We start from the raw sequence: 25,146 nt of genomic DNA, 5'->3' as shown, positions 1-25,146 counted from the left end.
GACTGCCGGTAAACCGGTCTTCCCATGCTCCAACGGCGGGAAGGGTGCCGGGGTTCCCGTCCCGGCCCGGCGGGGGCCGGGCCCGGCTCAGCCGCCGTACACATGGGGGGCGAGTGTGCCGACGAATGCAAGATTGCGGTACTTCTCCGCGTAATCCAGCCCGTAACCGACAACGAACTCATTGGGAATGTCGAATCCGATCCATTTCACATCGATCGCGACCTTTGCGGCATCCGGCTTACGGAGCAGCGTGCACACTTCCAGCGACGCCGGCTCACGCGAACCGAGGTTCGACAGCAGCCAGGAGAGCGTCAGGCCGGAGTCGATGATGTCCTCGACGATCACGACGTGCTTGCCCTTGATGTCGGTGTCCAGGTCCTTGAGGATCCTGACCACACCGGAGGACTGCGTCCCGGCGCCGTACGAGGACACGGCCATCCAGTCCATCGTCACGGGGGTGGAAAGCGCACGCGCCAGGTCCGCCATCACCATCACGGCGCCCTTGAGGACGCCGACGAGGAGGACGTCCCTGCCCGCGTACTCCGCGTCGATCTTGGCGGCCAGTTCGACCAGCTTGGCGTCGATTTCTTCCTTGGTGAAGAGCACCGACTGGAGGTCGGCGCCCATGTCCTTGTGGTCCACCCGCATCACTTTCGTTGTCGGCCAGGAGGCCGGAACTCGCCACCCCGGGAGACACAGCCGTCGTGCTTCAGCGCTTCAGCCCTGCCGGATGACCAGTCTGCCACCCTGCCGTTGGGCCTCGACGCGGCCCGGCAGGTTGATGGCTCCCTGGCCCCGCCAGCCCGTGATCAGGCGGTCGACCTCCTCGATGTGCCGGGCGAACAGCGATCCGGCGGGGGCGCCGGCGACGACGGCGGCCCGGCGCAGGACACGGCGCCGGACAGCGGGCGGCAGCGCGTACAGCTTGGCGCATTCCAGTTGTCCGGTGTCGTCCCGTACGGCGGACTCGGCGTCGGCCGCCCAGGCGTCGAGGGCGTCCGCGTCGTCGCGGGAGAGCTGCGCCGTACGGGCCAGGGCCTCGACGACGCCTTTGCCGAGCGCCTTCTCCAGGGCGGGCAGACCCTCGTGGCGCAGGCGCGAGCGGGTGTAGGCGGGGTCGGCGTTGTGCGGGTCGTCCCAGACCGGGATCGACTGGACGAGGCAGGCCTTGCGGGCGGTCTGCCGGTCGAGCTGGAGGAAGGGGCGGCGGTAGCGGCCGGTGGCGCCGGAGACGGGAGCCATCCCGGAGAGCGAACGGGTGCCGGAACCGCGGGCGAGGCCGAGCAGAACGGTCTCGGCCTGGTCGTCGCGGGTGTGGCCGAGCAGGACGGCGGCGGCGCCGTGACGCTCGGCGGCGGCGTCGAGGGCGGCGTAGCGCGCGTCGCGGGCGGCGGCCTCGGGCCCTCCGTCGCGACCGACCGTCACGGCGACGGACTCGACGGGGTCGAGCCGCATGGCGGCGAGCCGGGAGACGACTTCGGCGGCACGGAGGTCGGAGCCGGGCTGGAGACCGTGGTCGACGGTGACGGCGCCCGCCCGGACGGAGAGCTTGCGGGCCTCGAAGGCGAGGGCGGAGGCGAGCGCCATGGAGTCGGCGCCTCCGGAGCAGGCGACGAGCACCAGCGGCCGGCGGTCGGCCGGGGGCGGTGCGGCGGCCCGGTCGGCGCCCGTCACGGTGGGACGGGAGCGCTCGATGCCGGGGCTCTCGGGGCTCTCGGATTCGGAGCATTCGGTGATGACGTCGTGGAGTACGCGGCGGACCGCCAGGCGTATCGCCGCGACCGCAGGATGGGGACCCATGTCCGGTGCCCTTCGTGATGTTTGGGGGGTGCCTCGGTCGGAGTAGGGACGGGGTTCAGTCACACAGAGTGCGTCGATGGTGACAGAACCGGGCCGTTCCCCGAGCATCGCACGCCTACCCAGCGCCCACGGTCCCTCGGATGGGTGATGCTGGCCCATTCCGGTGGACACCTGTGGACGTTGACATCCGGCACGCGCCCTCGTGGCGCTCCTCTTTTCAGGCAGTACGCGTCAGGACTCGGCCTTGCGGTGCACCCGGGCGATCCAGTCCGCCGGCTTGGCGATCTCCGCCTTCGTGGGAAGGGTGTTGGGTGAGGTCCAGACGCGGTTGAAGCCGTCCATGCCGACCTCGTCCACCACGGCGCGTACGAAACGCTCGCCGTCCCGGTACTGCCGCAGTTTCGCGTCCAGTCCCAGCAGCCTGCGCAGCGCCTGATCGAGCCGGCTGGCGCCCTTGGCCCTGCGCTGCTGGAACTTCTCGCGGATCTCGGCCACCGAGGGCACGACCTGCGGGCCGACGCCGTCCATCACGTAGTCGGCATGGCCTTCGAGCAGGGACATCACGGCGGTGAGGCGGCCGAGGATCTCCTTCTGGCCGGGGGTCTGCACCAGCTCCACCAGGCTCCGGCCCTCGTCCTCCTCCTCGCCCTCGGGGCGGCTGCCGGTGAGCGACTGGGCCGCTTCACGCAGGCGTTCCACGACGGTCGAGGGGTCGACGTCCGTCTCTTCCAGGAATGACTGGATCTCGCCCTCAAGGTGGTCACGCAGCCACGGGACGCCGGTGAACTGCGTGCGGTGGGTCTCTTCGTGCAGGCAGACCCAGAGCCTGAAGTCGTGCGGGTCGACGCCCAGTTCGCGCTCGACGTGGACGATGTTCGGCGCGACGAGCAGCAGTCGCCCGCCGCCGCCGTCACTCGAAGGGAGGTCGCGGCTGGGCGGGGCGAACGTCTCGTACTGGCCGAGGACGCGCGAGGACAGGAACGACAGCAGCATGCCCAGCTCGACGCCGGTCACCTTGCCGCCCACGGCGCCGAGGACGGCGCCGCCGGCCGAGTTCGACCGGCGGTCCTGCATCTTGTCGAGGAGTGGTTTGAGCAGCTCGCGGAAGCCCGCGACGTTCGCCTTGATCCAGCCCGCCCGGTCCACGACCAGGACGGGGGTGTCCACCGGCTCGTGGCCGTCCGGGATCATCCGGGTGAAGCCGCGCACGTGCTCCTCGGCCGCCTTGGCGTGCCGTCGCAGCTCGGCGACGATCTCGCGTGCCTCGTCCCGGCTCACTTCCGGTCCCGGCCGCGCGAGGCGGGTCGCGGTCGCGACCGCGAGATTCCAGTCCACCATCTCGGCCCCACCGATGCTCGTCATGTGTCAACCGTACGTGCTCGGGCCGGAAGGCGGTGGGGTGTCGGCCGGGCCGTTCGCGTCCCGGCCGGTCCTGGTCGGTGCGTGTGGCCGCCCTTGTCCCCGCTCCGGGACACGGGCGGGACAAGGGCGGTCAGGACACCAGTTCCGCCGAGAGGTGGTCCAGGGCGCGTTGGGCCGTATCGGGGGCGGGGGCGTCCTCCGCCAGGAAGGCGAAGGCGAGGAGCCGTCCGCCGGGGCCCACGACGGTGCCCGCCAGGGAGTTCACTCCGGTGAGCGTGCCGGTCTTGGCGCGGATCAGGCCGCTGCCGGTGGTCGCGTCCGCGTCGGTGTACCGGCCCTGGAGCGTGCCGCTGAATCCGGCCACCGGGAGACCCGTGAGCACCGGCCGCAGTTCGGGCCGGTCGGGGTCGGCCGCGCGGGCGAGCAGCGCGGTGAGCAGGCCGCTGGTCAGCCTGTCGTGGCGGTTGAGGCCGCTGCCGTCGCGCAGGAGCGCGCCGTCGACGGGCAGCTTCAGCTTCTTCAGCTCGGCCTGGACGGCCTGTTGGGCGCCCGCGAAGCTGGCCGCTCTGCCCGCCTCGATGGCGGTCTGCCGGACCAGTGACTCGGCGATGTCGTTGTCACTGTTCGTCAGCATGCGTTCGACCAGGGAGGAGACAGGGCGCGAGTACGTCACCGCGAGGCGGTCGGCGTCTTGAGGAGCCTTGCCCGCGGCCGGCGCGCCCGAGGTCTTGAGGCCGCGTTCACGCAGCAGGTCCGCGAAGACATCGGCGGCGTCGCCCGCCGGGTCGCCGCTGCGCGGTGCCGGGCCGCCGAAGGAGTCGGCGGCGGAGCCGTCGAGGCGGCCCTGGCCGGCCATCAGGGCGGTGACCGGCGCGATGTTGTCGTTGGGGCCGATCGGGTGTTCCCGGGGTCCGGAGTAGAGGGAGACGTCGAAGCGGACGCTCACCCGGTGCACACCGCGGTCGCGCAGCGCCCTGGCGGTGCCGGCGGCGAGGGAGCGCAGGCCCGCGCGGTCGAGGGTGGCGTCGCCGCCGCCGACGAGGGTGATCTCCGTCGGGTCCTCACCCTTGCCGTCGGCCTCGTTGCCGCGCTTGCCGTCCGACTCGCCGGCGGGTGTGTCGCCGGGCTTGTCGTCGTCACCCTTGCCGCCGTCGGCGGTGACCACGGTGGTGGGGATGCGGTGGTCGGGGCCGAGCGCGGAGAGCGCGGCGACCGCCGTGGCGATCTTGATGGTGGAGGCCGGTGCCATCGGCCGGTCGGCGCGCTGCCCGAACAACTGCTCGCCCGTGGCGACATCGACGACGGACGCAGCCGGCGCCGGTCCGAGGTCGGGGGATTCGAGCAGCGGCCCGAGGGTCTTCGTCAGGTCGCCCGGCAGATCCGCCGGCGCGGACAAGGACGCGGCCGACACGCCGAGTTCGGCGAGCACGCCGACGGCGCTGGGCGCGGACGCGGGCACACGCACGCGCTCCCCGTCGTGATGTGCGCCACCTGTAGGGCCCTGAGCGGCCGCCCACTCGCGCTCGGCCTTACGCTGACCGGAGTCCCAGGGGCCGGCCAAGGCCACCGCCCCGGCCGCCAGTACGAGGCCGAACACGGCGGAACCTGCCGTGAGCTGCCACACTTTCGGCTCAAGCACGGTTGACCAGCCCCTTTCGCGATCACACAGCTGCGTGGGGGACACTTAATCACTGCGCGTTGCCACGAGCACGGTGCCCCGGCCAGCGATGGCCGATCCTGCTCGGCCCCGGGGTCGGCCCCGGTGACGCGCGGTACCACCGACAGCAGCATCACCGACATCTGTGTTGATCATGGAGGAGCCACCCGTGGAGTTCGACGTCACCATCGAGATCCCTAAGGGTTCGCGAAACAAGTACGAGGTGGACCACGAGACCGGCCGGATCCGCCTTGACCGTCGTCTCTTCACCTCGACCAGCTACCCGGCCGACTACGGCTTCGTCGAGAACACCCTCGGCGAGGACGGCGACCCGCTGGACGCGCTGGTCATCCTGGACGAGCCGACGTTCCCCGGCTGCCTCATCAAGTGCCGCGCGATCGGCATGTTCCGGATGACGGACGAGGCAGGCGGCGACGACAAGCTGCTGTGCGTCCCCGCCTCGGACCCGCGCGTGGAGCACCTGAGGGACATCCACCACGTCTCGGAGTTCGACCGTCTGGAGATCCAGCACTTCTTCGAGGTCTACAAGGACCTGGAGCCCGGCAAGTCGGTCGAGGGCGCCGACTGGGTGGGCCGCGCCGAGGCGGAGGCCGAGATCGAGGCCTCGTACAAGCGCCTGGAGGCGCAGGGCGGCGCGCACTGAACACGCGTCCCACGGACCGGGACTCGGGGGCCGTCAGTCCCTGAGCGGCCGGAAAGCGGCACGTACGAGCGGCGGACGGCGCACCTCACGGGTGCGCCGTCCGCCGCTCGTGTGCGCCCATGTCCGCGACCGTGTCCATACTGAACGGATGGTTGTGCGAACTGTGCCCGAGCGGCACCGAAGAGAGTGAGCGAGGGCGAGGACTGTGGTGGCCGAGCGGGACGAGGCGGAGGATCGTAAGCCCCCGTCCGACGAGGCGCACAGCGCCTTCACTCCGCCGTCCGGGATGGACCAGGTGCGGGCCCCCGAGGAGGACAGTCCCACCTCGGAATTCGCGGTTCCGCAGGGGTTGAGTCCGGAGAGCACACAGGAGACCGAGCGGTCGGCCTTCGATCCGCCGAGTACCTACCGCGCACGCCGGTCGCCCCAGGCGTTCACACCGGCGCAGGGCGTGCCGATCGTCCGGCTGACGAAGGAAGCGCCCTGGCAGGACCGGATGCGCACGCTGCTGCGGATGCCGGTCGGGGACCGGCCGGTGGCGGAGATCGTGCAGCGGCACGACGAGGCCGGACCGGCCGTACCGCGTGTGCTCGACCTGACGCTGCGTATCGGCGAGTTGCTGCTGGCGGGTGGTGAGGGGGCCGAGGACGTCGAGGCCGCGATGTTCGCGGTCAGCCGCGCGTACGGTCTCGACCGCTGCGAGCCGAACGTCACCTTCACGCTGCTGTCGATCTCCTACCAGCCGTCGCTGGTGGACGATCCGGTGACGGCCAGCCGGACCGTACGCAGGCGGGGCACCGACTACACGCGGCTGTCGGCCGTCTACACGCTCGTCGACGACATCACCACCGAGGACACGGACATCACGCTGGAGGAGGCGTACCGGCGGCTGGCCGAGATCAGGCGTAACCGGCACCCCTATCCGGGGTGGGCGCTGACCGCCGCGAGCGGGCTGCTGGCCGGCTCCGCGTCGGTGCTGGTCGGTGGTGATCTGATCGTGTTCGTCGCGGCGATGGTCGGCGCGATGCTCGGCGACCGGCTCGCGTGGCTGTGCGCGGGGCGCGGCATTCCGGAGTTCTACCAGTTCGTGGCCGCGGCGATGCCGCCGGCCGCGATGGGGGTCGCGCTGACCCTGGCCGCCTCGGCGGTGAACTGGGAGGGCCGGCCGTCCGCCGTGATCACCGGTGGGCTCTTCGCGCTGCTGCCGGGGCGGGCCCTGGTGGCGGGTGTGCAGGACGGGCTGACCGGTTACTACATCACCGCCGCCGCGCGTCTGCTCGAAGTCATGTACTTCTTCATCGCGATCGTGGTGGGGGTGCTGATCGCGCTGTATCTGGGCGTCCAGTTGAACGCCCAGCTCGACCCGGACGCGGCGCTCCAGGCCGGGGAGGGGCGGCCGGTGCTCCAGATCTGCGCCGCCGTGGCGCTCAGCTTCGCCTTCGCGATCCTGCTCCAGCAGGAACGATCCACCGTGCTGATGGTGGCCCTGAACGGGGGCGTGGCCTGGACCGTCTACGGGGCGATGCATGTCACCGGCGGGATCTCGCCGGTGGCGGCGACCGCGGTCGCCGCCGGTGTGGTGGGGCTGTTCGGGCAGCTGTTCTCGCGGTACCGATTCGCGTCCGCGCTGCCGTACGTCACCGCGGCGATCGGGCCGCTGCTGCCCGGCTCGGCGACGTACTTCGGTCTGCTCGGTCTCGCGCAGAACCATGTGGACGACGGGCTGGCCTCACTGTCCAAGGCCGCGGCGCTGGCCATGGCGATCGCCATCGGGGTGAACTTCGGCGGCGAGATCTCCCGGCTGTTCCTGAAGGTGCCGGGCGCGGGACGAGGGTCGAGCCGCCGCGCGGCCAAGCGGACGCGCGGCTTCTGAGCCTGGCGGACCGGGGCCCGCCGTCCGGCGGGGTCAGCGCCTGGCGTGGCGTCCGCCGCGCGGCGGGCCCTCCGGGTCCTCCGGGGCGGCGGGAGCGGCGGGAGCCGTGTACGGGCGGGGGGCGCCGTACTCGTCACGCGTGACCCGCAGCTGCTGGGTCTGGAAGTCCTGCGGTACCTGTGTGTGCTGCGGCGGATAAGGCGCGTGCCGCGCGGGGTCCACGGGCTCGGCGGGCCCGGCGGCGGCCTTCTTGGACTTGGCACGGGCCCGCATGAACTCGATCACGATCGGCAGCACGGAGAGCCCGACGATCAGGATGAGGATCATCTCGATGTTCTTGTGGACGAACTCGACCTTGCCCAGCGCGGCGCCGAGCAGCGTGACGCCCGCGCCCCAGAGCACGCCACCGATGATGTTGTACGTCACGAACGACCGGTAGTTCATGCGGCTGACGCCCGCGATGATCGGCGTGAACGTCCGCACGATGGGCACGAAGCGGGCCAGCACGAGCGACTTGGGGCCGTACTTCTCGAAGAACTCGTGCGCCTTCTCCACGTTCTCCTGTTTGAAGAACTTGGAGTCGGGGCGCTTGAAGAGCGCGGGGCCGACCTTGCGGCCGAAGAGATAGCCGACCTGGTCGCCGATGATCGCCGCCAGCACGATCAGGACACAGACGAGCCACAGCGGCCTGTCGAGCGTGCCGGACGTCACCAGCAGCCCGGTGGTGAAGAGAAGCGAGTCGCCCGGCAGGAAGAAGCCGATGAGCAGGCCGGATTCGGCGAACACGATGACCAGGACGCCGATCAGACCGAAGGTCCCGATCAGATAGTCCGGGTCGAGCCAGCTCGGTCCGAGCGCAAGGGTTGTCACGAGGTCCGGGCTCCTGAGTCGATAGTCGGTCGATCGTCGAAATCGGCCGTCGCTGCATCAGCGTCGTCCAACCGCCGTCAGCGATTGTCGGCTGCCCAAAGCTATCAACGCTCCACCCATGACTGAGGTTCCACCCGGCCCCCACGGCTTGCGATCGGCGCACCTCCCACGCCACGTGAGGTGCGGGCCCTGCTCCAGGGTAAAGATTTGCGGCATTTGTGCCACTACGGTATGTACGTGGCCACTGACACTCCGTCCGCTTCACCCTCACCGTCCGGGCGCACGCTCCTTCCGCTGATCGTCCCCTCCCTGGTCGTCGGTGTGGTCGCGAGCCTGGTCCTGCTCGGGGTGAGCGAGCTGGCCGGGCTGCTCCAGGACGTGCTCTGGAAGGGACTCCCCGACGCACTGGGCATCGGCCGGCACTCCTCCCTCTGGATGATCGTGATGCTCACGGCGACCGGCCTCGCGGTCGGTCTCGTCGTACGGCAGGTGCCCGGCCACGCGGGACCCGACCCCGCGACGACCGGACTGGTCGATCCCCCGCTGCCGCCCGGGGTCGTGCCCGGCCTGCTGCTGGCCACCTCGCTGGCCCTGGCGGGCGGGGTGAGCCTCGGGCCGGAGAACCCGATCACCGCGGCCAACATCGCGATCGCCTGCTGGCTCGGAAGCAAGGTCGCCCCCTCCGCACCTGCGGCGCTCTGGCTCTCGCTGGCCGCGGCGGGCACGATCGGGGCGCTCTTCGGCACACCCGTGGCCGCCGCGCTGATCCTCACGGAGACCTTCGCGGCACAACCGGGGCCGGGGTCGCTCTGGGACAGACTCTTCGGGCCACTGGTCGCGGCGGGGGCCGGCGGGCTCACGGCCGCGCTGATCGACCATCCGACCTTCGACCTGTCCCTGCCGAACCATCCGGGCGCCCGCTGGAGTGACGCCCTGGCCGCGATCGTGATCGCACCGGTCGCCGCCGCCCTCGGCATGGCCGCCGTGTACGCCTTCCCGTACGCCCACAGGGCCTTCAACCGTCTCGGACGCCCCGTACTCGCCCTGACCGTCGGCGGGTTGCTCCTCGGCCTCCTCGGGGCGCTCGGCGGATACCTCACCCTCTTCAAGGGGCTGGACGAGGTGAAGACCCTGGCGTCCGACCCGGACGGCTGGTCGGCGGGGCAGTTCGCGCTGATGTGCGGGGTGAAGACGGTCGCCCTGGTGATCTCGGCGGCGTGCGGCTTCAGGGGCGGGCGGATCTTCCCGGCGGTCTTCATCGGCGTCTCCCTCGGGCTGTTCGCCCACGCGCTCGTGCCCGCCGTGCATCCGACCGTGGCGGTCGTCTGCGGTGTGCTCGGGGTGCTGCTCGCCATCACCCGGCAGGGGTGGCTGAGCCTGTTCACCGCGGCCGTGCTCGCCGCGGACCCGAACCTGCTCCCCCTGCTGTGCGTGGCCGTACTGCCCGCCTGGCTGCTGGTGACGGGACGTCCGAAGATGCAGCTCGGCGAGGACGGCACAGCCCTGCGGTGACGGCCGGCGACCGCTCCCCGCCGGACAACCCGCCGGACAGCCGGCGAGCCAGCTGACCGTTTTATCCGTATCGTCACGCCTGAGGTCCTTGCCGCCCTAGGTCCTGTCCGGCGGATCTTCGGGGATCAGGCCCGGGGCGTCTGGTGCGGTGCATCGCAAGGCGGAGGATCGTGCTCGTACTAAACGTACTTGGACGACTCCGACAACGCGGCGAGGTGCCGTGCCAGGCGTCCCGGGCCCCCGAAGATCCGCCGGACAGGGCCTAGCCCGACCACCGAGGTAGCCGCCATGCCCACGCCCGTGAACGTCGCCGTCGTCTTCTACTCCGCCACCGGCACCCTCACCACGATGGCCAGAGCCATGACCGAGGACGCGGAGGCGGCGGGAGCGACCGTACGGCTCCGCAAGGTCGCCGAACTCGCCCCCCGGACGGCGATCGACTCCAATCCGGCCTGGGCCGCCAACATCGGGGCGACCGCCGACATCGCCGAGGTCACGCCCGACGACATGCGCTGGGCGGACGCCGTGGTCTTCGGCTCCCCCACTCGCTACGGCAACATCTCGGCCCAGCTCAAGCAGTTCCTGGACACCCTCGGCGGCCTCTGGCAGGCCGGCGAACTCGCCGACAAGGTCTACAGCGGCTTCACCGCCTCCGCCACGCCCCACGGCGGCCAGGAGACGACCCTGCTGGCGCTCTACAACACCATCCACCACTTCGGCGGCATCCTCATCACCCCCGGCTACACGCACGCGTCGAAGTTCGTCGACGGCAATCCGTACGGCACCTCGCACGTCTCCGGGCAGGGCGACCTCCCGGTGAACGAACAGACGCTGACGGCAGTCCGGGTCCAGGCCGAGCGGGTCGTGAAATTCACCCGTGCCCTCAAGGACGGCCTCGGCGCTTGAGTCAACAGACCACGGGATACAGGGAAGCCGATGCCACTCCAACACGGCACGCACGGCGCTGAGGGCAATATGAGAGGCCCGGCGGACGACCACTCCGAGCGGCTCAGGCTGTCGCTCAACCCCTTCTTCGGGGAGGCCGACCCGATCGGCGGCATGTCGTCCGCCCCGCCCACGCACCGGCTGCCCGACGGCCCCATGCCGCCGTCCACGGCCTACCAGCTCGTCCACGACGAGCTGATGCTGGACGGCAACTCCCGGCTCAATCTGGCCACCTTCGTCACCACCTGGATGGAGAGACAGGCCGGTGTGCTGATGGCGGAGTGCCGGGACAAGAACATGATCGACAAGGACGAGTACCCCCGGACCGCCGAGCTGGAGCGGCGGTGCGTCACGATGCTCGCCGACCTCTGGAACGCCCCGGACCCGTCCGCCGCCGTCGGCTGCTCCACCACCGGCTCCAGCGAGGCCTGCATGCTCGCCGGGCTCGCGCTCAAGCGCCGTTGGACCGCGAAGAACCGGGACCGCTATCCGGGCAGCGCCCGGCCCAATCTCGTGATGGGCGTCAACGTCCAGGTCTGCTGGGAGAAGTTCTGCAACTTCTGGGAGGTCGAGGCCCGTCTCATCCCCATGGAGGGCGACCGCTTCCATCTCGACCCGCAGGCGGCGGCCGATCTCTGCGACGAGAACACCATCGGCGTCGTCGCCGTGCTCGGCTCGACCTTCGACGGCTCGTACGAACCGGTCGGCGAGCTCTGCGCCACCCTCGACGCGCTCCAGGAGCGCACCGGTTGGGACGTCCCCGTCCATGTAGACGGCGCCTCCGGCGCGATGGTCGCGCCCTTCCTCGACGAGGACCTGGTCTGGGACTTCCGGCTCCCGCGCGTCTCCTCGATCAACACCTCGGGGCACAAATACGGCCTGGTCTACCCGGGTGTCGGCTGGGCGCTGTGGCGCACTTCGGCCGAACTGCCCGAGGAACTTATCTTCCGCGTCAACTACCTGGGCGGGGAGATGCCCACCTTCGCGCTCAACTTCTCCCGGCCCGGCGCGCAGGTCGTCGCCCAGTACTACACATTCCTGCGGCTCGGCCGGGACGGCTACCGGGCCGTCCAGCAGACCGCGCGGGACGTGGCCCGGGGGCTCGCCGACGAGATCGGGGCCATGGACGACTTCCGGCTGCTCACCCACGGGGACGAGCTGCCCGTCTTCGCCTTCACCACCGCGCCCCACGTGAAGAACTTCGACGTCTTCGACGTCTCGCGGCGGCTGCGGGAGCACGGCTGGCTCATGCCCGCCTACACCTTCCCGGCCAACCGCGAGGATCTGTCCGTCCTGCGCGTGGTGTGCCGCAACGGATTCTCCGCCGACCTCGCCGCGATGCTGCTCGCCGATCTGCGGCTGCTGCTGCCGGAACTGCGCCGCCAGCCAAACCCGCTGGACCGGGACAAGTCGAGGGCGACGGCCTTCCACCATTGAGCGGCGCGCGTCCACCGCGCCACGCGCACCCTTCACGCGGCGCGCGCCCGTCCAGATCTTGCGCATGGATTCCCCCCGAGGTCCGCGGCGACTCGACGCGCCGCGTGCGGTTCCGCCTCTGGTACACCGCGGACCCCGGATGGGTTCCAACCCTTCGTTCGGTCAGCGGCTGAGCCCGCGGAACCGCCCCACCGCGAGAGGGAAGAACAGCGCGGTCAAAGCGACCGGCCACACCACCGCCAGCAGATGCGCGTTCTCGGCCGCCCACGAGCCGCTCAACTGCCCCGGAATCCCCGACAGATCACGGACCGCTGTCGCCGTCGCCGACATCGGGTTCCACTCGACCGCGGCGCCCAGCCAGCCCGGCATTGACTCCGGTGTGGCAAAGGCGTTGGAGAAGAAACCGATCGGCCAGACCAGGATCTGCACCGCCTGCACCATCTCCGGCTTGCCCGCCACCATCGCGAGCTGGATACCGAGCCAGAGCATCGCGAACCGCAGCAGGAGCAGCAGCCCCACGGCCCCCAGCAGCGCGCCGAATCCGCCGTTCCAGCGCCAGCCGACCGCGCAACCGACCCCGATCATCACCGCCAGGCTCAGCGCCGACTGGAACATGTCCGCGGTGCTCCGGCCGACCAGCACCGCCGAGGACGCCATCGGCATGGAACGGAACCGGTCGACGACCCCCTTGCCCAGATCCTGGGTGACGGCCAGCATCGTGGACTCCAGCCCGAAGGCCATGGTCAGCGCGAGCATTCCGGGAACGAGGAAGCCGATGTACTCGCCGTCGACCCCGCGGCCCGCTCCCATCAGGTAGCCGAACATCAGCAGCAGCATCACCGGGAAGATCAGCCCGATGACCACCTGGACCGGCTGCCGGCGCCAATGGGCCAGTTCGCGCCGCGTCATCGTCCAGCAGTCGGTGAGCACCCAGGCGTTCGTCGTACTCATACCGCCTCCTTGGTACGTCGCGTCACCCGCAGGAAGACCTCGTCCAGAGTCGGCCTGCGCACCCCGATGTCCTGCGCCTCGATCCCGGCCGCCTCCAGTTCCCGCACGGCCCTGGCCAGCGTCGCCATCCGGTTCGCGGCGGGCACGCTGACCATCCGGCGCTCCTCGTCAACCGTCGCCTCGTCGCCGAACAGCCGTACCACCGCCGCCAGTTGACCCGCGTCCGACACGACGACGTCGATGCGGTCGCCGCCGATCCTCGCCTTCAGCTGGTCGGCGGTCCCCTCGGCGACCACCCGGCCTTCGTCGACGACCGAGATCCGGTCCGCCAGCTGGTCGGCCTCCTCCAGATACTGCGTGGTCAGCAGTACGGTCGTGCCTCCGCCGACCAGCGAGCGCACGGACGCCCACACCTCGGCGCGCCCGCGCGGGTCGAGCCCTGTCGTCGGCTCGTCCAGGAAGAGCACGGCCGGATCGGTGATCAGCGAGGCCGCGAGGTCGAGCCGGCGCCTCATCCCGCCGCTGTACTGCTTGACCGCCTTGCGTCCGGTGTCGGCGAGCCCGAAGCGCTCCAGCAGTTCGCCGGCGCGGGTCGCCGCCCGCCGGGAGCCCAGGTGGTACAGGCGCCCGAACATCTCCAGGTTCTGCCACCCGCTCAGTTCCTCGTCCACCGCCGCGTGCTGGCCGAGCAGTCCGATCCGCCGGCGCACCTCCCGTGCCTCCGTACGGACGTCGTGCCCCGCGACCCGCGCCACGCCCTCGTCGTGCCGCAGCAGCGTGGCCAGCACCCGGACCGCCGTCGTCTTGCCCGCTCCGTTCGGCCCGAGCAACCCGTGCACGGTGCCGCGCGCCACCACCAGGTCGAGCCCGTCGAGCGCGGACTTCTCGCCGTACCGCTTGCGTACGCCTTCCATGACGATCGCGTCGGTCGCGTCGGTCAATGTCTTCGCCTCCAGCCCCTGCACCTTCGTAGTCAAACTTGACTACAGGCGGAAAGGTAACCCCGGGGAAGCGATTGGTCAAACTTGATTAGAGAGGTCGGCCCGCCGCGTCAGTCGTCGTCGCCCTCGGCGGGCACACCAGTCGCGTACGGGTTCTCCTCGCCTTCGGCGAGCACTCCGAGGAACGGCTCACCCTCCCCCGAGAAGACATACGCGCCGCCCTCGACGCGCTTGATGAACCCGCGCGTCCACTCGGCCCCGGAGTCGGCCTGACCGATCCACATGTTCATGATCTCGCCGATGTGCCCGAGCTGCTCCGGACCGTCCTCCGGCGTGTAGTGCTCGGTCACCGACGCCCGCCAGTCCTCGATCGCCCGCACACGCTCCTTCAGCAGCTCGACGGCCTCGGCGCGCGGCAGATCGACGATGAAGCCGATACCGGCCGACAGCACGTCCATCTTCTGGTCGTACTCGACCAGGGACTCGCGCAGCAGCCGGAAGTACTCCGCGGCGCCGGCCTCCGTGAGTTCGTACTCCGTACGAGGCGGGCCGCCGGCCGTGCTCGGCGCGACCTCGTGCGCCAGCAGCTCACCCTGCTTCGCCATCTGCTTCAGCGCGTGGTAGATCGAGCCCGGCTTGGCGTTCGACCACTCGTGCGCACCCCAGAATTCCAGGTCGTTGCGGATCTGATAGCCGTGCGCGCGGCCGTGCTGACGCACCGCGCCGAGCACCAGCAGCCGGATCGCTGACATCGCCGTACCCTTCTATTCAACTTTGACTAGACTACTCGACATGACAGAGAAGACCATCCCGCTCCTCCCCTGCCGGACCATCCAACCGGTAGTCGACTTCTACTCGGCACTCGGCTTCGAGGTCACCTTCATACAGAAGAGTCCCTACGCGTACGCGGTGGTCGAGCGCGGCGATGTGGAGCTGCAGTTCTTCGGTATGAAGAAATACGACCCCACCGAGTCGTTCAGCGGCTGCTATGTGCTGACCGACGACGTCGACGGGCTGCACAGCGCCTTCCGCGCGGGGCTCAAATCGGCGTACGGGAGGGTCCCGACCCGTGGGCTGCCCCGGATCGGGCCGGTGAAGGACATGTCGTACGGCGTGCGGCAGTTCCTCATGACGGACCCGGGCGGCAACACCGTCCGGATCGGCCAGCCGAACGACGCGGAGAGCGACGGGCACCATCAGCCCGCCCCGAAGGAGCCGTACGCGCGCGCCCTGCACCTGGCGGTGGCATTCGCCGACTCGAAGCAGGACCTGGGAGCCGCCGTGAAGATCCTCGACCGTGCCCTCCGGGACACCCCCGAAGCGGGCGAAGGCGACGAAGGCGACATCAAGGAGGGCGCCCCGCCGACCGCCGTACAGCTCTACCGGCTGCTGGTGCTGCGGGGCGATGTCGCCCGGCGCCTGAACGAGACCGAGGAGGCACGCGGCTTCCTCGGCAGGGCCGCCGCCGTCGAGCTGACGGCCGCGGAGCGCACGGAGGTCATCGACGACGCGGAGCGGGCCGCCGAGCTCCTGGAGTCACTCCAGGACGAGGAACGGGACCAGGAATGGGTCCGGTGACCGCGACCCCACCGCCGGATCAGAACGGGAACCGTGAGCGCCCGTACTGAACCGAGATCCACTTCTGGGTCGTGAAGGCGTCGACCATCGACTCGGCGTTCAGCCACTCGGCCCCGGAGTGCTTCTCACCGCCGAACGGCACGATCGGCTCGGTGTGCCCCGTGCCGTCGTTGATGTGGATCATGCCGGTGTTGATCCGCCTGGCCACCCGCACGCCCCGCTCGACGTCGCCGGTGTGTATGGCGCCGCTGAGCCCGCACCGCGTGTCGTTGGCGATCCTGACCGCCTCGTCCACGCCGTCGAACGGCAGCAGGATCGCGACCGGGCCGAGTATCTCCTGGGTCAGGACGGGTGAGTCGGCGGCCAGGCCGGTCAGCACGGTCGGGGAGACGAGGTTGCCGTCGACGGTGCCGCGCACCAGCGCCGTCGCGCCGGCCTCGATGGTCTCGTCGACCAGCGCGCCGACGGCGTCGGCCTGCTGGGAGCTGATGAGCGGGCCTATGACCGTCGTCGGATCGGCCGGGTCACCGACGGTCAGCGTCCTGACCTTCGCGACGAACTTCTCGGTGAACTCCTTCTCGACCGAGCGGGCCAGCAGGATGCGGTTCGCCGCCATGCAGACCGGGCCCTGGTACGCGTACCGGCTGAAGACCGCCGCCTCGACCGCGTAGTCGACATCGGCGTCCGCGAGGACGATCAGCGCGCTGTTCCCGCCGAGGTCGAGCACGGAGCGCTTGAAGTTCTTCGCGCAGACGACGGCGACGTGCCGGCCCACCCGGTCGGAGCCGCTGAAGGAGATGACCTTCGGCACCGGGTGCTCGATCAGCGCGTCGTCGATCTCGGCGATGTCGGTGATGACGACGTTCAGCAGCCCGGCGGGCAGGCCCGCGTCCTCGAACACCTTGGCCACCAGGGATCCACCGCAGATCGGCGTGTTCTGATGCGGCTTCAGTACGACGGCGTTGCCGAGCGCCAGCGCCGGGGCGACCGACTTGAGCGACAGCAGGAAGGGGAAGTTGAAGGGGCTGATCACCCCGATGACACCGACGGGAGCGCGCTGGACGCGGTTCTCCGTGCCGTCCACGGGCGAGGGGAGGATGCGGCCCTCGGGGCGCAGCGTGAGCTGTACGGCCTCGCGCAGGAGCTCCTTGGCGAGTCGCAGCTCGAACGCCGCCTTCAGGCGCGTACCGCCCAGTTCGGCGATGATCGCCTCGGTGATCTCGTCCTCGCGGTCCTCGACGATGCGCAGGGCACGCTCGAAGACGCCTCGCCTGGTGTACGGGTTGGTGTTTGCCCACGGCACCTGTGCGCGCTCGGCGGCCTGGTAGGCCTGGTCCACCTCGTCCGCCGTGGCCACCGCGATCGACGCCAGTTTCTCACCGTCGTAGGGGTTGAAATCGATGATGTCCCACGAGCCACTGCCGGGCCGCCACTCGCCGTCGATGTACTGCTGGTCGAGTTCGGCGAAGAAGGACATGTGATCCCTAACCTCAGAACAGGAGACTGATGTCACGTCATCATACTTACGCGGAGTCAGAGTTAAGGGGCTTCGAGAACGTCCGATCCCGGCAATCGCAAGGCATCGGACCGGTCACGGTCGTTCAGGAGAGCTGCAGCAGACCCCGCAGCAGGTCACGGCTCTCGGCCGGCCCGAGGCTGTCCTCGTGCAGTCGCGTCATCACCCGTTCGTACTGGGTGACTTCCTCCCGCTTGTCCAGATACAGCGCGCTGGTGAGCTGTTCCAGGTAGACGAGGTCGGAGAGATCGGACTCGGGGAAGCGCAGCATCGTGAAGGCGCCGCTCTCGCCCGCGTGCCCGCCGAAGCTGAAGGGCATCACCTGGAGCGTGACCGTCGGGTGCTCGGAGACCTCGATGAGATGCGCCAGCTGACCGCGCATCACGGCCCGGTCGCCGTACGGTCTGCGCAGCGCCGCCTCGTCCAGCACCGCGTGGAATCGCGGGGCGCGCTCGGAGACGAGCACCTTCTGGCGCTCCTGGCGCAGTGCGACGCGGCGGTCGATCTCGTCCTGGGGGGCGTTGGGCATGCCGCGCCTGACCACGGCGTGCGCGTACGCCTCGGTCTGCAACAGGCCGTGCACGAACTGGACTTCGTAGATACGGATCAGCGAGGCGGCGCCTTCGAGTCCGATGTATGTCTGAAACCAGCCGGGGAGTACGTCACCGAAGCTCTGCCACCAGCCGGCGACGTTGGCCTCGCGGGCGAGGCCGATCAGGGACCCTCTCTCCATCTCGTCGGCGACTCCGTAGAGCGTCAACAGGTCCTCGATGTCCCTGGACTTGAAACTCACCCGCCCCAACTCCATACGACTGATCTTGGACTCGGACGCGCGGATCGAGTAACCGGCCGCCTCACGCGTGATGCCGCGCGACTCGCGCAGTCGTCTCAACTGCGAGCCCAGCAGTATGCGCCGCACCACGGATCCGCCCGGTTCGACTGCGGTCACGTCTCCAACCCTCCCCATTACGGTCCATCTCCCACTATTTTTCCCTCGACGCCCTCGGAGTACCCCCGAACCCTGAGAGCCGGATTGTGCCATCAAACGCATCAGCCCGTACTCATTCGATTACAGAAATGGGAAGCCTTTGGGAAGGAGCGGGAAAGTGGTCGACAGGAGAAATATTGCGGAAGCTCACATCTTGGGCCAAGTCGGGCGCGTGCACGTGCATCTGCCCTTGCATCTGCCCTGCGCATTGGGAACCATGGGCCTCGCCGCACCTGCGTGCTCGTTCGTGTTTGACGTGTTGTGACGCTGTACCACCGCAGTATCGCTACGGCCGCGAATCCCGGGGAGTGCCTCGCATGGGGACGAATGGATCGACCGTGCTCGAGCCGTTAAGGCAGGGGCTTCCGCCGATCGATCCCGCAGCCGTCTCCAGCTCCGCTTCGTGCGCTCTGCCCGCCCGCTACGAGGCGGTGCGCGGGGCACGACAGTTCACCCGTACGACACTCTGTCAGTGGGAACTTGACGACCGGTTCGACGATGTCGCGCTGGTGGTCTCCGAACTCGTCACCAACGCGCTGCGGCACGCCCTCCCCTCTGACACGCCGCGCGAGCCCCAGGAACCGCCCGTACGGCTGCATCTGATGCGCTGGACGACCCGGCTGGTGTGCGCGGTGCGCGATCCCAGTCACGCGGGCCCCACGGCCCGCGAGTCGGACGAGGACTTCGCCGCGGAGTCCGGCAGAGGGCTGTTCCTCGTGGACTCGTTCAGCGATACGTGGGGCTGGCATCCGCTCGCGGGGTCGCTGCACGGCAAGGTGGTCTGGGCGCTGTTCCGGCTCCGGGCCGAATGACGACGGGCGGTCCGGCCACTCCGGGGGCCCCGGCGACCCTGGAGCGGACCTCCGAGCCCTTGGGAGCCAGGGGCTGATCAGAAAAACAGGGCCCGGGTCTCAGGCCGTCAGATGATCGAATTCCCCGTCCTTCACACCCGCCAGCATGGCCACGATCTCGGCCCGGGTGTACACGAGGGCGGGTCCTTCGGGGTGGCGTGAATTCCGTACCGCCACACCCCCGCCGGGCAGTTTGGCGAACTCCACGCAGGAACCCTGCGAATTGCTGTGCCGGCTCTTCTGCCAGACCACTCCGTGAAGCTCGGTGGCCGCCATGCCGTTGTACGCGTGGTGCACAGGACGCTCCCCGAGTTGCAAGGTGCAGGTGTCAACTAGCTCGGATCATAGCTGTGTTCACATGCCAATGCATGAGCAGATGCACGTGCACGGGGGGTGTTCCCTTGACTACAGACTCACGCGCAGAACACCCCATTCAATGAGACGCACGGAAAGCCCTTTCGGTGCCATGTGTTCAGGTACTCGTCCGGAACTCGACGGCGGGGTCGGCGAAGGGCGTCCTGGTAGCTTGGCGCGGTCTTGGAACCGAAGGGGGACTTTGCCATGCGCAAGATCGTACGAACCAGCGTCGTCGCGGCCGGAGCCGTCGCCGCACTCACTCTCACCGGCTGTGGCGGCGGTGACAGCGGTGACTCCGCCAAGGACAAGGGAGCCGGCACGTCCGCCCCGGGCGGACCCGACGCCGGCGGCGGCGAATCCGCTCCCGCCGACGAGGCCTCGGCCGACAGCCTGGAAGGCACCTGGGCCGGGACGACGGAGGGCAAGGCCGTCGCGCTGTCCGTCAAAGAGGGCAAGGCCGCGCTCATCGCCGACGAGCACATCTGCCAGGGCGATGTCGAGGAGATGGGCGGCGAGCCGATGCTGTCGCTCAAGTGCGCCGACGGGAACACCGAGCGCACGATGGGGTCGATCGACTCCAACGACGGGAAGACACTGGTGCTTTCGTGGGAGGGCGGCGCGAAGGACAGCCTCGCCAAGACCGAACCGGGCAAGCTGCCCGGGGGGCTGCCGACGGACATTCCGGCGCCCTGATGGAGACCGCTTTCTCCTCATAAAGAGGGCGCCGGACTCAGCTGAATCCGGCGCCCTCTTCATAGGGCACCGGCGGTTGACGGCGACGCGGTCAGGCTCCGGGGCGCAGTCGGCGGTGCGGGTCGGCTCCGCCGTTCCCACGGCCGCCGGTCCGCCCGTCACCGGGCACGCGGGCCCGGTCCGCCGCCGCCGTGCCGTGTACCCATCCCTCGCCGTCACTCACACCACGCACCCTCGTGCGCACCGTCTCGGGGAACATCCGCTCCGCGCGGTCGGCGACGGCCAGGTCCCGTGCGGCCAGAACGGGCAGCAATCGCCCTCCCCCGTCGGGCGTTCGCGTGGCTCCGCCGTCACCGGCCGCCTCCGCGCCGGCCGCGTCGGCGGTCACCTGCTCCGCCGCGGCAGCGAGCCGTTCGCCGATCCGGTGGGCGTAGGCCATGAGGAACGACTGCCGGAAGGTCTTCGTCCGCCTGCGGCCCGACGCCCGCTGAGCGGCCTCCGCGCGGGTCATCGCCGCGGTCCCCTGGACGAGCAGCGATGTGTACAGCAGCTCCACCACCTGAAGATCCGGCTCAAAACCGACCACGGTGGAGAAGCCGAAACCGCTGTTCCACACCGACTGACAGCGGTTGGCGGACGCGACGGCGTCGAGCAGAATCGCCTTCGCCGTCTCGTACGGCGCGTCCACCCCGATCCGGCAGGCGGCCGGCAGGTCGCCCCGGTGGGCCCGGTCGGCGAGGAGGGCCTCGTCGATGCTGTACCGGGCCATGAGCTCCTGGGCCTTGGCACTCAGCGCCTCGGCCTCCTCGGGGAAGTCGGTGCCCTCGGCCTTGGCGAGCAGGGCGCGGATCCGGGTGAGCATGCGCGGTTCGCCGTCGGCCGCCGGGAGATGGACGGGCGTGCCGGGCACGGGTCCCACGGGTTCGACCGCGGGCAGCCTGACGAGCAGCCGGTAGAGCTCCAGCGCGGTGGTCGCGTACGAGAAGCGGTCGGCGGACCGGGGAACCGCCCCGGCCCTGCGATCGGCTTCGAGGTCCGCCGCGATCTCGGTGAGCTGGGCGCTCCAGCGCGGGGCCACCCGTTCGTACCGGACGGCCTCGGCCGTGATCAGTTCGGCGACCAGCCGGGTGTGCGTCTCGTCGAGGTCGCGGCGGACGAGCCGTACGACGTCGGCGGGCTGCCAGCCACGCTCCCAGGCCCGGCGCAGGAACTGTTCGCCCCGTCCGCGCAGGTCCGGGTCGGCCGCCGGGTCGGCGGCCAGCAGTGAGGCACCGGTGTCCAGCCCTCTGCCGCCGTCCGCGGCCGGGTCGGCGTAGAGCGCGGCGGCGAACGCGCCGTCGACCGTGCCTGGCGCAGTCGGCATGGAACCGTCTCCCCTTACCTCTTGATCGTCCCGCCCCGGCCGTCGTGACGACGGACCGCCGTCCATGGTCCCAGAACGCGGGTTATCCACAGGGTGTGCATATAGAACTACTGCTCGACCTGCATGGTCTCCCGTCTGTCCACAGGATCCGAGGTCCGGCCACGCGATCCGGCATACCGACCTAGCGTGGTGGAACCCCGACGAGAGGACACGGACCCACATGGGCGAGAACAAGCGGCTGATGCTGGCCGGCGAGTGGTATCTGCCGGACGACGAGGAGCTGGAGGAGGCGTCCCGGCGGCGGGCCGGCCTGTGCGCCGCGTACAACGGGACGGGCGGGGAGGGGATGCCCGACGCGGACGGCCGCGGATGGATCCTGGGGGAGCTGCTGGGCTCGGTGGGTGAGGGCGTGCGGATCCGGCCGCCGTTCAACTGCGACTTCGGCACCTACATCAGCATCGGTGCGCGCACGTTCATCAACTTCGGCGCGGTCTTCCTCGACCCCGCGCCGATCACCGTGGGCTCCGACGTCCAGATCGGCCCGAACGTCCAACTGCTCACGCCGACCCATGAACTGGACACCGGGCGCCGCCGGGCGGGCTGGGAGCGGGCGTCACCCGTGACCATCGGCGACAACGTCTGGCTCGGCGGCGGAGTGATCGTCTGTCCCGGGGTGACGATCGGCGAGAACACGGTGGTGGGCGCGGGGTCCGTGGTCACGAAGGATCTGCCGGCGGGGGTTCTGGCGGTCGGCAATCCGGCGCGGGTGATTCGCAAGCTGGGGTGAGCGGGGCCGAGGTCCGCCGGGTGCTGTCGGCGGAGGCGGGGTTCACCCGGTCCGGCGGGCGGGAGCCGGGACGCACCCGGTCCGGCGGGCGGCCGGTTCGTCCTCAGAGGCCGGACGGGCTGGACACGACCGCTGGGGGCGGGTCAGGGCTTGATGATCAATTTTCCGCGTGTGTGGCCCGACTCGCTCGCCGACTGGGCCTGGACCGCCGCGGCCAGAGGGTAGGTCTGCGCCACCAGGACGCGCAGCGTGCCGTCCGCGGCCGGCCGGGCCTGTTCGGTGAGGCCCGCGCGGCTCTCCTCGGGGGTCGAGCCGCCAGAGGAGAACGGCACCCCGTGCTCGGCGGCCGTCGGGTCGGCGATCGTGATGACACGGTCCGTCGTGCCGCTGCGCAGGGTGATCGAGTCCGGCAGCGCGCCCTTGCGATCTGGCCGGGCCCCGGTCGCGGCTGCTCGATGTCCTTGAGCTGAAGCACCCCAGGACCCCCGTACTCCTCGAAAACGATCGCCTGCACGTCAGCCTCCGTAGATGCGAGCCCGTCCGTCATCTCGATGTTCGCCGCGCGCGGCGGCGTCCACCTCTCGAATGTTGCGCCCGGGTCGGTTCCGCTTCCGTCCCGTTGTCAGACCCTGCTGCCAGACTCGGACGCATGATCGGACGGTGGGCTCTGGCCCCGGCGGACGGCGGTGGCGCCTGGCTCGTGCCGCTGGGCGCGGACGCGCGCCCAGCCGGTGCGGTGCTGCGCGAGCCCGATCTCGTCGAGGCGGTCAGGGCGCGGCTGCCCGAGGTCACGCGGTGGGTCTGGCGCTCCACCGCCGAGCTGGCGCCCCGGCTGCTGGCGGCCGGGGTCCGGGTCGAGCGGTGTTACGACATCGAGGCGGCGGAGCTGCTGCTGCTCGGCCATGAGGGGCGGCTCGGGGAGCCCCGGTCGGCCGCCGCCGCCTGGGCGCGGCTGCGGCGGGGGCCCGTACCGCCCGATCCGCCGCCGCGCGCCGCCGAGCCCGGTTCGCAGTCCTCGCTCTTCGAGCCGCAGGCCGGCGCGGACGTGCCGTTCGAGGGCCTGCTGGAGGTGTACGCGGAGCAGCAGCGCAGACATGACGCGGCGCAGGAGCCTGACCGGATGCGGCTGCTGACGGCGTCGGAGTCGGCGGGGACGCTGGTGGCCGCCGAGATGCACGCGGCGGGCCTGCCGTGGCGGGCGGATGTGCACCGGGCCCTGCTGGACGAGCTGCTGGGCGAGCGGTACGCGGGCGGGGGCGAGCCGCGACGCCTGGCGGAGCTGGCCGACCGGGTCTCGGAGGCGTTCGGACGGCGCGTGCGGCCCGATCTGCCGGCGGACGTGGTGAAGGCGTTCACGCGGGCCGGGTTCCAGGTGAGGTCGACGCGGCGGTGGGAGCTGGAGGAGATCGACCACCCGGCGGTGGCTCCGCTGATCGAGTACAAGAAGCTGTACCGCATCTGGACGGCGCACGGCTGGAGCTGGCTCCAGGACTGGGTGCGGGACGGCCGCTTCCGCCCGGAGTACCTGCCGGGCGGCACGGTCTCCGGCCGCTGGACGACCAACGGCGGCGGCGCGCTGCAGATCCCGCGCGTGATACGGGGAGCGGTCGTCGCCGACGAGGGCTGGCGGCTGGTCGTGGCGGACGCCGACCAGATGGAGCCGCGCGTCCTCGCCGCGATCTCGCGCGACCGGGGGCTGATGGAGGTCGCCGGGCATGACGACGATCTGTACAAGGTGCTGTCGGACCGCGCGTTCTCCGGCGACCGCGCGCAGGCGAAGCTCGCGCTGCTGGGCGCGATCTACGGCCAGACGTCGGGCGACGGCCTGAAGAATCTGGCCGCCCTGCGAAGACGGTTCCCGCAGGCCGTCGCGTATGTCGACGACGCGGCGCGGGCGGGAGAGGAGGGGCGGCTCGTACGGACATGGCTGGGCCGGACGAGTCCGCCGGCCGCCGGTTCGGAGGACGGCGGCGAGGCGGGCATCCCGCAGGAGTCCGACGAGGCGGCGCCCGGCGACGGTGAGTTCACGCCGGGGTACGCGTCGACGAACGCACGCGCGCGTGGCCGCTTCACGCGAAACTTCGTGGTGCAGGGCAGCGCGGCCGACTGGGCGCTGCTGATGCTGGCGGCGCTGCGGAGCGCGACCGCCGGGATGCGGGCGGAGCTGGTCTTCTTCCAGCACGACGAGGTGATCGTGCACTGTCCCCGGGAGGAGGCGGCGGACGTGGCGGTGGCGATCCGTGAGGCCGGTGAGCTGGCGGGCCGCATCGCTTTCGGGCGTACGCCGGTGCGGTTCCCGTTCACGACGGCCACGGTGGAGCGGTACTCGGACGCCAAGTGAGGCGGGAGCCGTACAGGTGCCCCCAGGGGGCCGAGGGGATCCGGCGCGGCGGCAAAACGTTGGATCCGCGCTCGCCGAGCATCTACGATCCCCGGTGGGCATCGCGCGTCGGTCACCGGCCGGGTGAGGCGTGGAGGTTCCCGTGAGATGCCTCTGGAGGCATTCCACCGTGTCATCAGTACAGTTGAATCACACGATCGTGCACGCCCGTGACAACCGGGCTTCCGCCGAATTCCTGGCGAACATCCTGGATCTGGAGATCGGCACCGAATGGGGCCCCTTCATTCCGGTGGACACCGCGAACGGCGTCACTCTGGACTTCGCGACCGTCGATGAGAAGTCCATCGCCCCGCAGCATTACGCGTTCCTCGTGCCCGAGGACGATTTCGACGGAATCTTCGGGCGCATCAAGGATGCGGGAGTCGATTTCTTCGGCGATCCGCACGGCAGGCTCCCGGGCCGGATCAACCACAACCACGGCGGCCGGGGCGTGTATTTCCTCGATCCGTCGGGTCACTACCTCGAAGTGATCACGCAGCCGTACGACAACGTCGGCGCGGACACGGCCGGGTGACGGCGGCGGCCGAGTGACGGCGCCGACCGGGTGACAGCCGAGTAGGTCTACTCGGCCGGGGCGGTTCGCGCACATGTGACACCGCC

Annotated in this window: 23 protein-coding genes and 1 pseudogene; 11 read left to right on the top strand and 13 right to left on the bottom strand. The window is 70.3% G+C overall.

Features of this window, described 5'->3' with window-relative positions:
* Window positions 1-87: 87 nt before the first annotated feature.
* The 4 genes from hpt to dacB all read right to left on the bottom strand — a co-directional run bounded on the left by hpt (window position 88) and on the right by dacB (window position 4,801).
* On the bottom strand, window positions 88-648 hold the full coding sequence (gene hpt / locus SSPS47_RS19300) for a hypoxanthine phosphoribosyltransferase (protein ID WP_164252159.1): 561 nt from the start codon (window positions 646-648) through the stop codon (window positions 88-90).
* 69 nt (window positions 649-717) lie between these two features.
* A complete protein-coding gene (gene tilS / locus SSPS47_RS19295; protein ID WP_164252158.1) occupies window positions 718-1,800 on the bottom strand; it encodes a tRNA lysidine(34) synthetase TilS in 1,083 nt (360 codons plus the stop codon).
* Between the two features lie 231 nt (window positions 1,801-2,031).
* Window positions 2,032-3,162, bottom strand: coding sequence for a zinc-dependent metalloprotease (locus SSPS47_RS19290; protein ID WP_147878378.1), 1,131 nt, complete (start codon window positions 3,160-3,162; stop codon window positions 2,032-2,034).
* Window positions 3,163-3,292: 130 nt separating this feature from the next.
* Window positions 3,293-4,801 (bottom strand): D-alanyl-D-alanine carboxypeptidase/D-alanyl-D-alanine-endopeptidase, encoded by a 1,509-nt coding sequence (dacB, locus tag SSPS47_RS19285; protein WP_164252157.1) that lies wholly within the window; start codon window positions 4,799-4,801, stop codon window positions 3,293-3,295.
* Between the two features lie 187 nt (window positions 4,802-4,988).
* Here dacB and SSPS47_RS19280 point away from each other — a divergent pair, with 187 nt between their 5' ends.
* The gene (locus SSPS47_RS19280) at window positions 4,989-5,483 is read left to right on the top strand and encodes an inorganic diphosphatase (RefSeq protein ID WP_003968257.1); all 495 of its coding nucleotides are present in this window, start codon (window positions 4,989-4,991) and stop codon (window positions 5,481-5,483) included.
* A 205-nt stretch (window positions 5,484-5,688) separates the two neighbouring features.
* Window positions 5,689-7,356, top strand: coding sequence for a threonine/serine exporter family protein (locus tag SSPS47_RS19275; RefSeq protein WP_164252156.1), 1,668 nt, complete (start codon window positions 5,689-5,691; stop codon window positions 7,354-7,356).
* Between the two features lie 243 nt (window positions 7,357-7,599).
* Here the strand turns inward: SSPS47_RS19275 and SSPS47_RS19270 are convergent.
* Window positions 7,600-8,226, bottom strand: a pseudogene (locus SSPS47_RS19270) (VTT domain-containing protein); the annotation flags it as partial.
* A gap of 237 nt (window positions 8,227-8,463) precedes the next feature.
* Between SSPS47_RS19270 and SSPS47_RS19265 the strand changes: the two are divergent.
* The 3 genes from SSPS47_RS19265 (at window position 8,464) to SSPS47_RS19255 (ending at window position 12,120) form a co-directional block, all read left to right on the top strand.
* Window positions 8,464-9,738 carry an ion channel protein gene (locus tag SSPS47_RS19265; RefSeq protein WP_239064982.1) on the top strand — a complete coding sequence of 425 codons (1,275 nt, stop codon included), beginning with the start codon at window positions 8,464-8,466 and terminating at the stop codon, window positions 9,736-9,738.
* A 288-nt stretch (window positions 9,739-10,026) separates the two neighbouring features.
* The gene (wrbA, locus tag SSPS47_RS19260; RefSeq protein ID WP_164252154.1) at window positions 10,027-10,644 is read left to right on the top strand and encodes an NAD(P)H:quinone oxidoreductase; all 618 of its coding nucleotides are present in this window, start codon (window positions 10,027-10,029) and stop codon (window positions 10,642-10,644) included.
* A 69-nt stretch (window positions 10,645-10,713) separates the two neighbouring features.
* Window positions 10,714-12,120, top strand: a complete 1,407-nt coding sequence (locus tag SSPS47_RS19255; protein WP_164254722.1) for a glutamate decarboxylase — start codon at window positions 10,714-10,716, stop codon at window positions 12,118-12,120.
* A gap of 162 nt (window positions 12,121-12,282) precedes the next feature.
* Here the strand turns inward: SSPS47_RS19255 and SSPS47_RS19250 are convergent, their stop codons facing one another.
* The 3 genes from SSPS47_RS19250 to SSPS47_RS19240 form a co-directional block, all read right to left on the bottom strand.
* Complete coding sequence (locus SSPS47_RS19250) at window positions 12,283-13,071, bottom strand: ABC transporter permease (protein ID WP_164252153.1); 789 nt, start codon at window positions 13,069-13,071, stop codon at window positions 12,283-12,285.
* A complete protein-coding gene (locus tag SSPS47_RS19245; protein ID WP_147878415.1) occupies window positions 13,068-13,985 on the bottom strand; it encodes an ATP-binding cassette domain-containing protein in 918 nt (305 codons plus the stop codon). The genes SSPS47_RS19250 and SSPS47_RS19245 overlap by 4 nt, the downstream gene beginning before the upstream one ends.
* 137 nt (window positions 13,986-14,122) lie before the next feature.
* Window positions 14,123-14,764 (bottom strand): PadR family transcriptional regulator, encoded by a 642-nt coding sequence (locus SSPS47_RS19240; protein ID WP_164252152.1) that lies wholly within the window; start codon window positions 14,762-14,764, stop codon window positions 14,123-14,125.
* Between the two features lie 40 nt (window positions 14,765-14,804).
* Here SSPS47_RS19240 and SSPS47_RS19235 point away from each other — a divergent pair, with 40 nt between their 5' ends.
* Window positions 14,805-15,590 carry a VOC family protein gene (locus SSPS47_RS19235; RefSeq protein ID WP_203557881.1) on the top strand — a complete coding sequence of 262 codons (786 nt, stop codon included), beginning with the start codon at window positions 14,805-14,807 and terminating at the stop codon, window positions 15,588-15,590.
* Between the two features lie 19 nt (window positions 15,591-15,609).
* Here SSPS47_RS19235 and SSPS47_RS19230 read toward each other — a convergent pair whose 3' ends face one another.
* The gene (locus SSPS47_RS19230; RefSeq protein ID WP_164252151.1) at window positions 15,610-17,067 is read right to left on the bottom strand and encodes an aldehyde dehydrogenase family protein; all 1,458 of its coding nucleotides are present in this window, start codon (window positions 17,065-17,067) and stop codon (window positions 15,610-15,612) included.
* A 124-nt stretch (window positions 17,068-17,191) separates the two neighbouring features.
* Window positions 17,192-18,073, bottom strand: a complete 882-nt coding sequence (locus SSPS47_RS19225) for a helix-turn-helix transcriptional regulator (protein ID WP_164252150.1) — start codon at window positions 18,071-18,073, stop codon at window positions 17,192-17,194.
* Between the two features lie 338 nt (window positions 18,074-18,411).
* Here SSPS47_RS19225 and SSPS47_RS19220 point away from each other — a divergent pair, with 338 nt between their 5' ends.
* Window positions 18,412-18,906 carry an ATP-binding protein gene (locus SSPS47_RS19220; protein ID WP_031230204.1) on the top strand — a complete coding sequence of 165 codons (495 nt, stop codon included), beginning with the start codon at window positions 18,412-18,414 and terminating at the stop codon, window positions 18,904-18,906.
* 99 nt (window positions 18,907-19,005) lie between these two features.
* On the opposite strand, the gene SSPS47_RS19215 is transcribed toward SSPS47_RS19220, so the two are convergent.
* A complete protein-coding gene (locus SSPS47_RS19215; RefSeq protein WP_031230206.1) occupies window positions 19,006-19,242 on the bottom strand; it encodes a DUF397 domain-containing protein in 237 nt (78 codons plus the stop codon).
* 264 nt (window positions 19,243-19,506) lie between these two features.
* Between SSPS47_RS19215 and SSPS47_RS19210 the strand changes: the two genes are divergently transcribed.
* The gene (locus SSPS47_RS19210) at window positions 19,507-19,995 is read left to right on the top strand and encodes a hypothetical protein (RefSeq protein ID WP_164252149.1); all 489 of its coding nucleotides are present in this window, start codon (window positions 19,507-19,509) and stop codon (window positions 19,993-19,995) included.
* 91 nt (window positions 19,996-20,086) lie between these two features.
* Here SSPS47_RS19210 and SSPS47_RS19205 read toward each other — a convergent pair whose 3' ends face one another.
* Window positions 20,087-21,358: a DUF2786 domain-containing protein gene (locus tag SSPS47_RS19205; RefSeq protein ID WP_164252148.1), complete on the bottom strand. Its 1,272-nt coding sequence runs from the start codon at window positions 21,356-21,358 to the stop codon at window positions 20,087-20,089.
* Window positions 21,359-21,578: 220 nt separating this feature from the next.
* Here SSPS47_RS19205 and SSPS47_RS19200 point away from each other — a divergent pair, with 220 nt between their 5' ends.
* Entirely contained in the window at window positions 21,579-22,145 is a 567-nt protein-coding gene (locus SSPS47_RS19200) for a sugar O-acetyltransferase (protein WP_164252147.1), read from the top strand.
* A 143-nt stretch (window positions 22,146-22,288) separates the two neighbouring features.
* Here SSPS47_RS19200 and SSPS47_RS19195 read toward each other — a convergent pair whose 3' ends face one another.
* On the bottom strand, window positions 22,289-22,507 hold the full coding sequence (locus tag SSPS47_RS19195; protein ID WP_275405194.1) for a zinc-binding dehydrogenase: 219 nt from the start codon (window positions 22,505-22,507) through the stop codon (window positions 22,289-22,291).
* Window positions 22,508-22,794: 287 nt separating this feature from the next.
* On the opposite strand from SSPS47_RS19195, the gene SSPS47_RS19190 reads away from it, so the two are divergent.
* Together SSPS47_RS19190 and SSPS47_RS19185 are read left to right on the top strand one after the other, a co-directional pair.
* Window positions 22,795-24,486: a bifunctional 3'-5' exonuclease/DNA polymerase gene (locus SSPS47_RS19190; protein WP_164252146.1), complete on the top strand. Its 1,692-nt coding sequence runs from the start codon at window positions 22,795-22,797 to the stop codon at window positions 24,484-24,486.
* A gap of 184 nt (window positions 24,487-24,670) precedes the next feature.
* Complete coding sequence (locus tag SSPS47_RS19185; RefSeq protein ID WP_239064980.1) at window positions 24,671-25,060, top strand: VOC family protein; 390 nt, start codon at window positions 24,671-24,673, stop codon at window positions 25,058-25,060.
* The last annotated feature ends 86 nt before the right edge of the window (window positions 25,061-25,146 follow it).

Source organism: Streptomyces sp. S4.7 (genome assembly GCF_010384365.1).
GTDB lineage: Bacteria > Actinomycetota > Actinomycetes > Streptomycetales > Streptomycetaceae > Streptomyces.
Note: the sequence above shows the minus strand (reverse complement) of the source record. Positions and strands in the feature narration are given on the sequence as shown.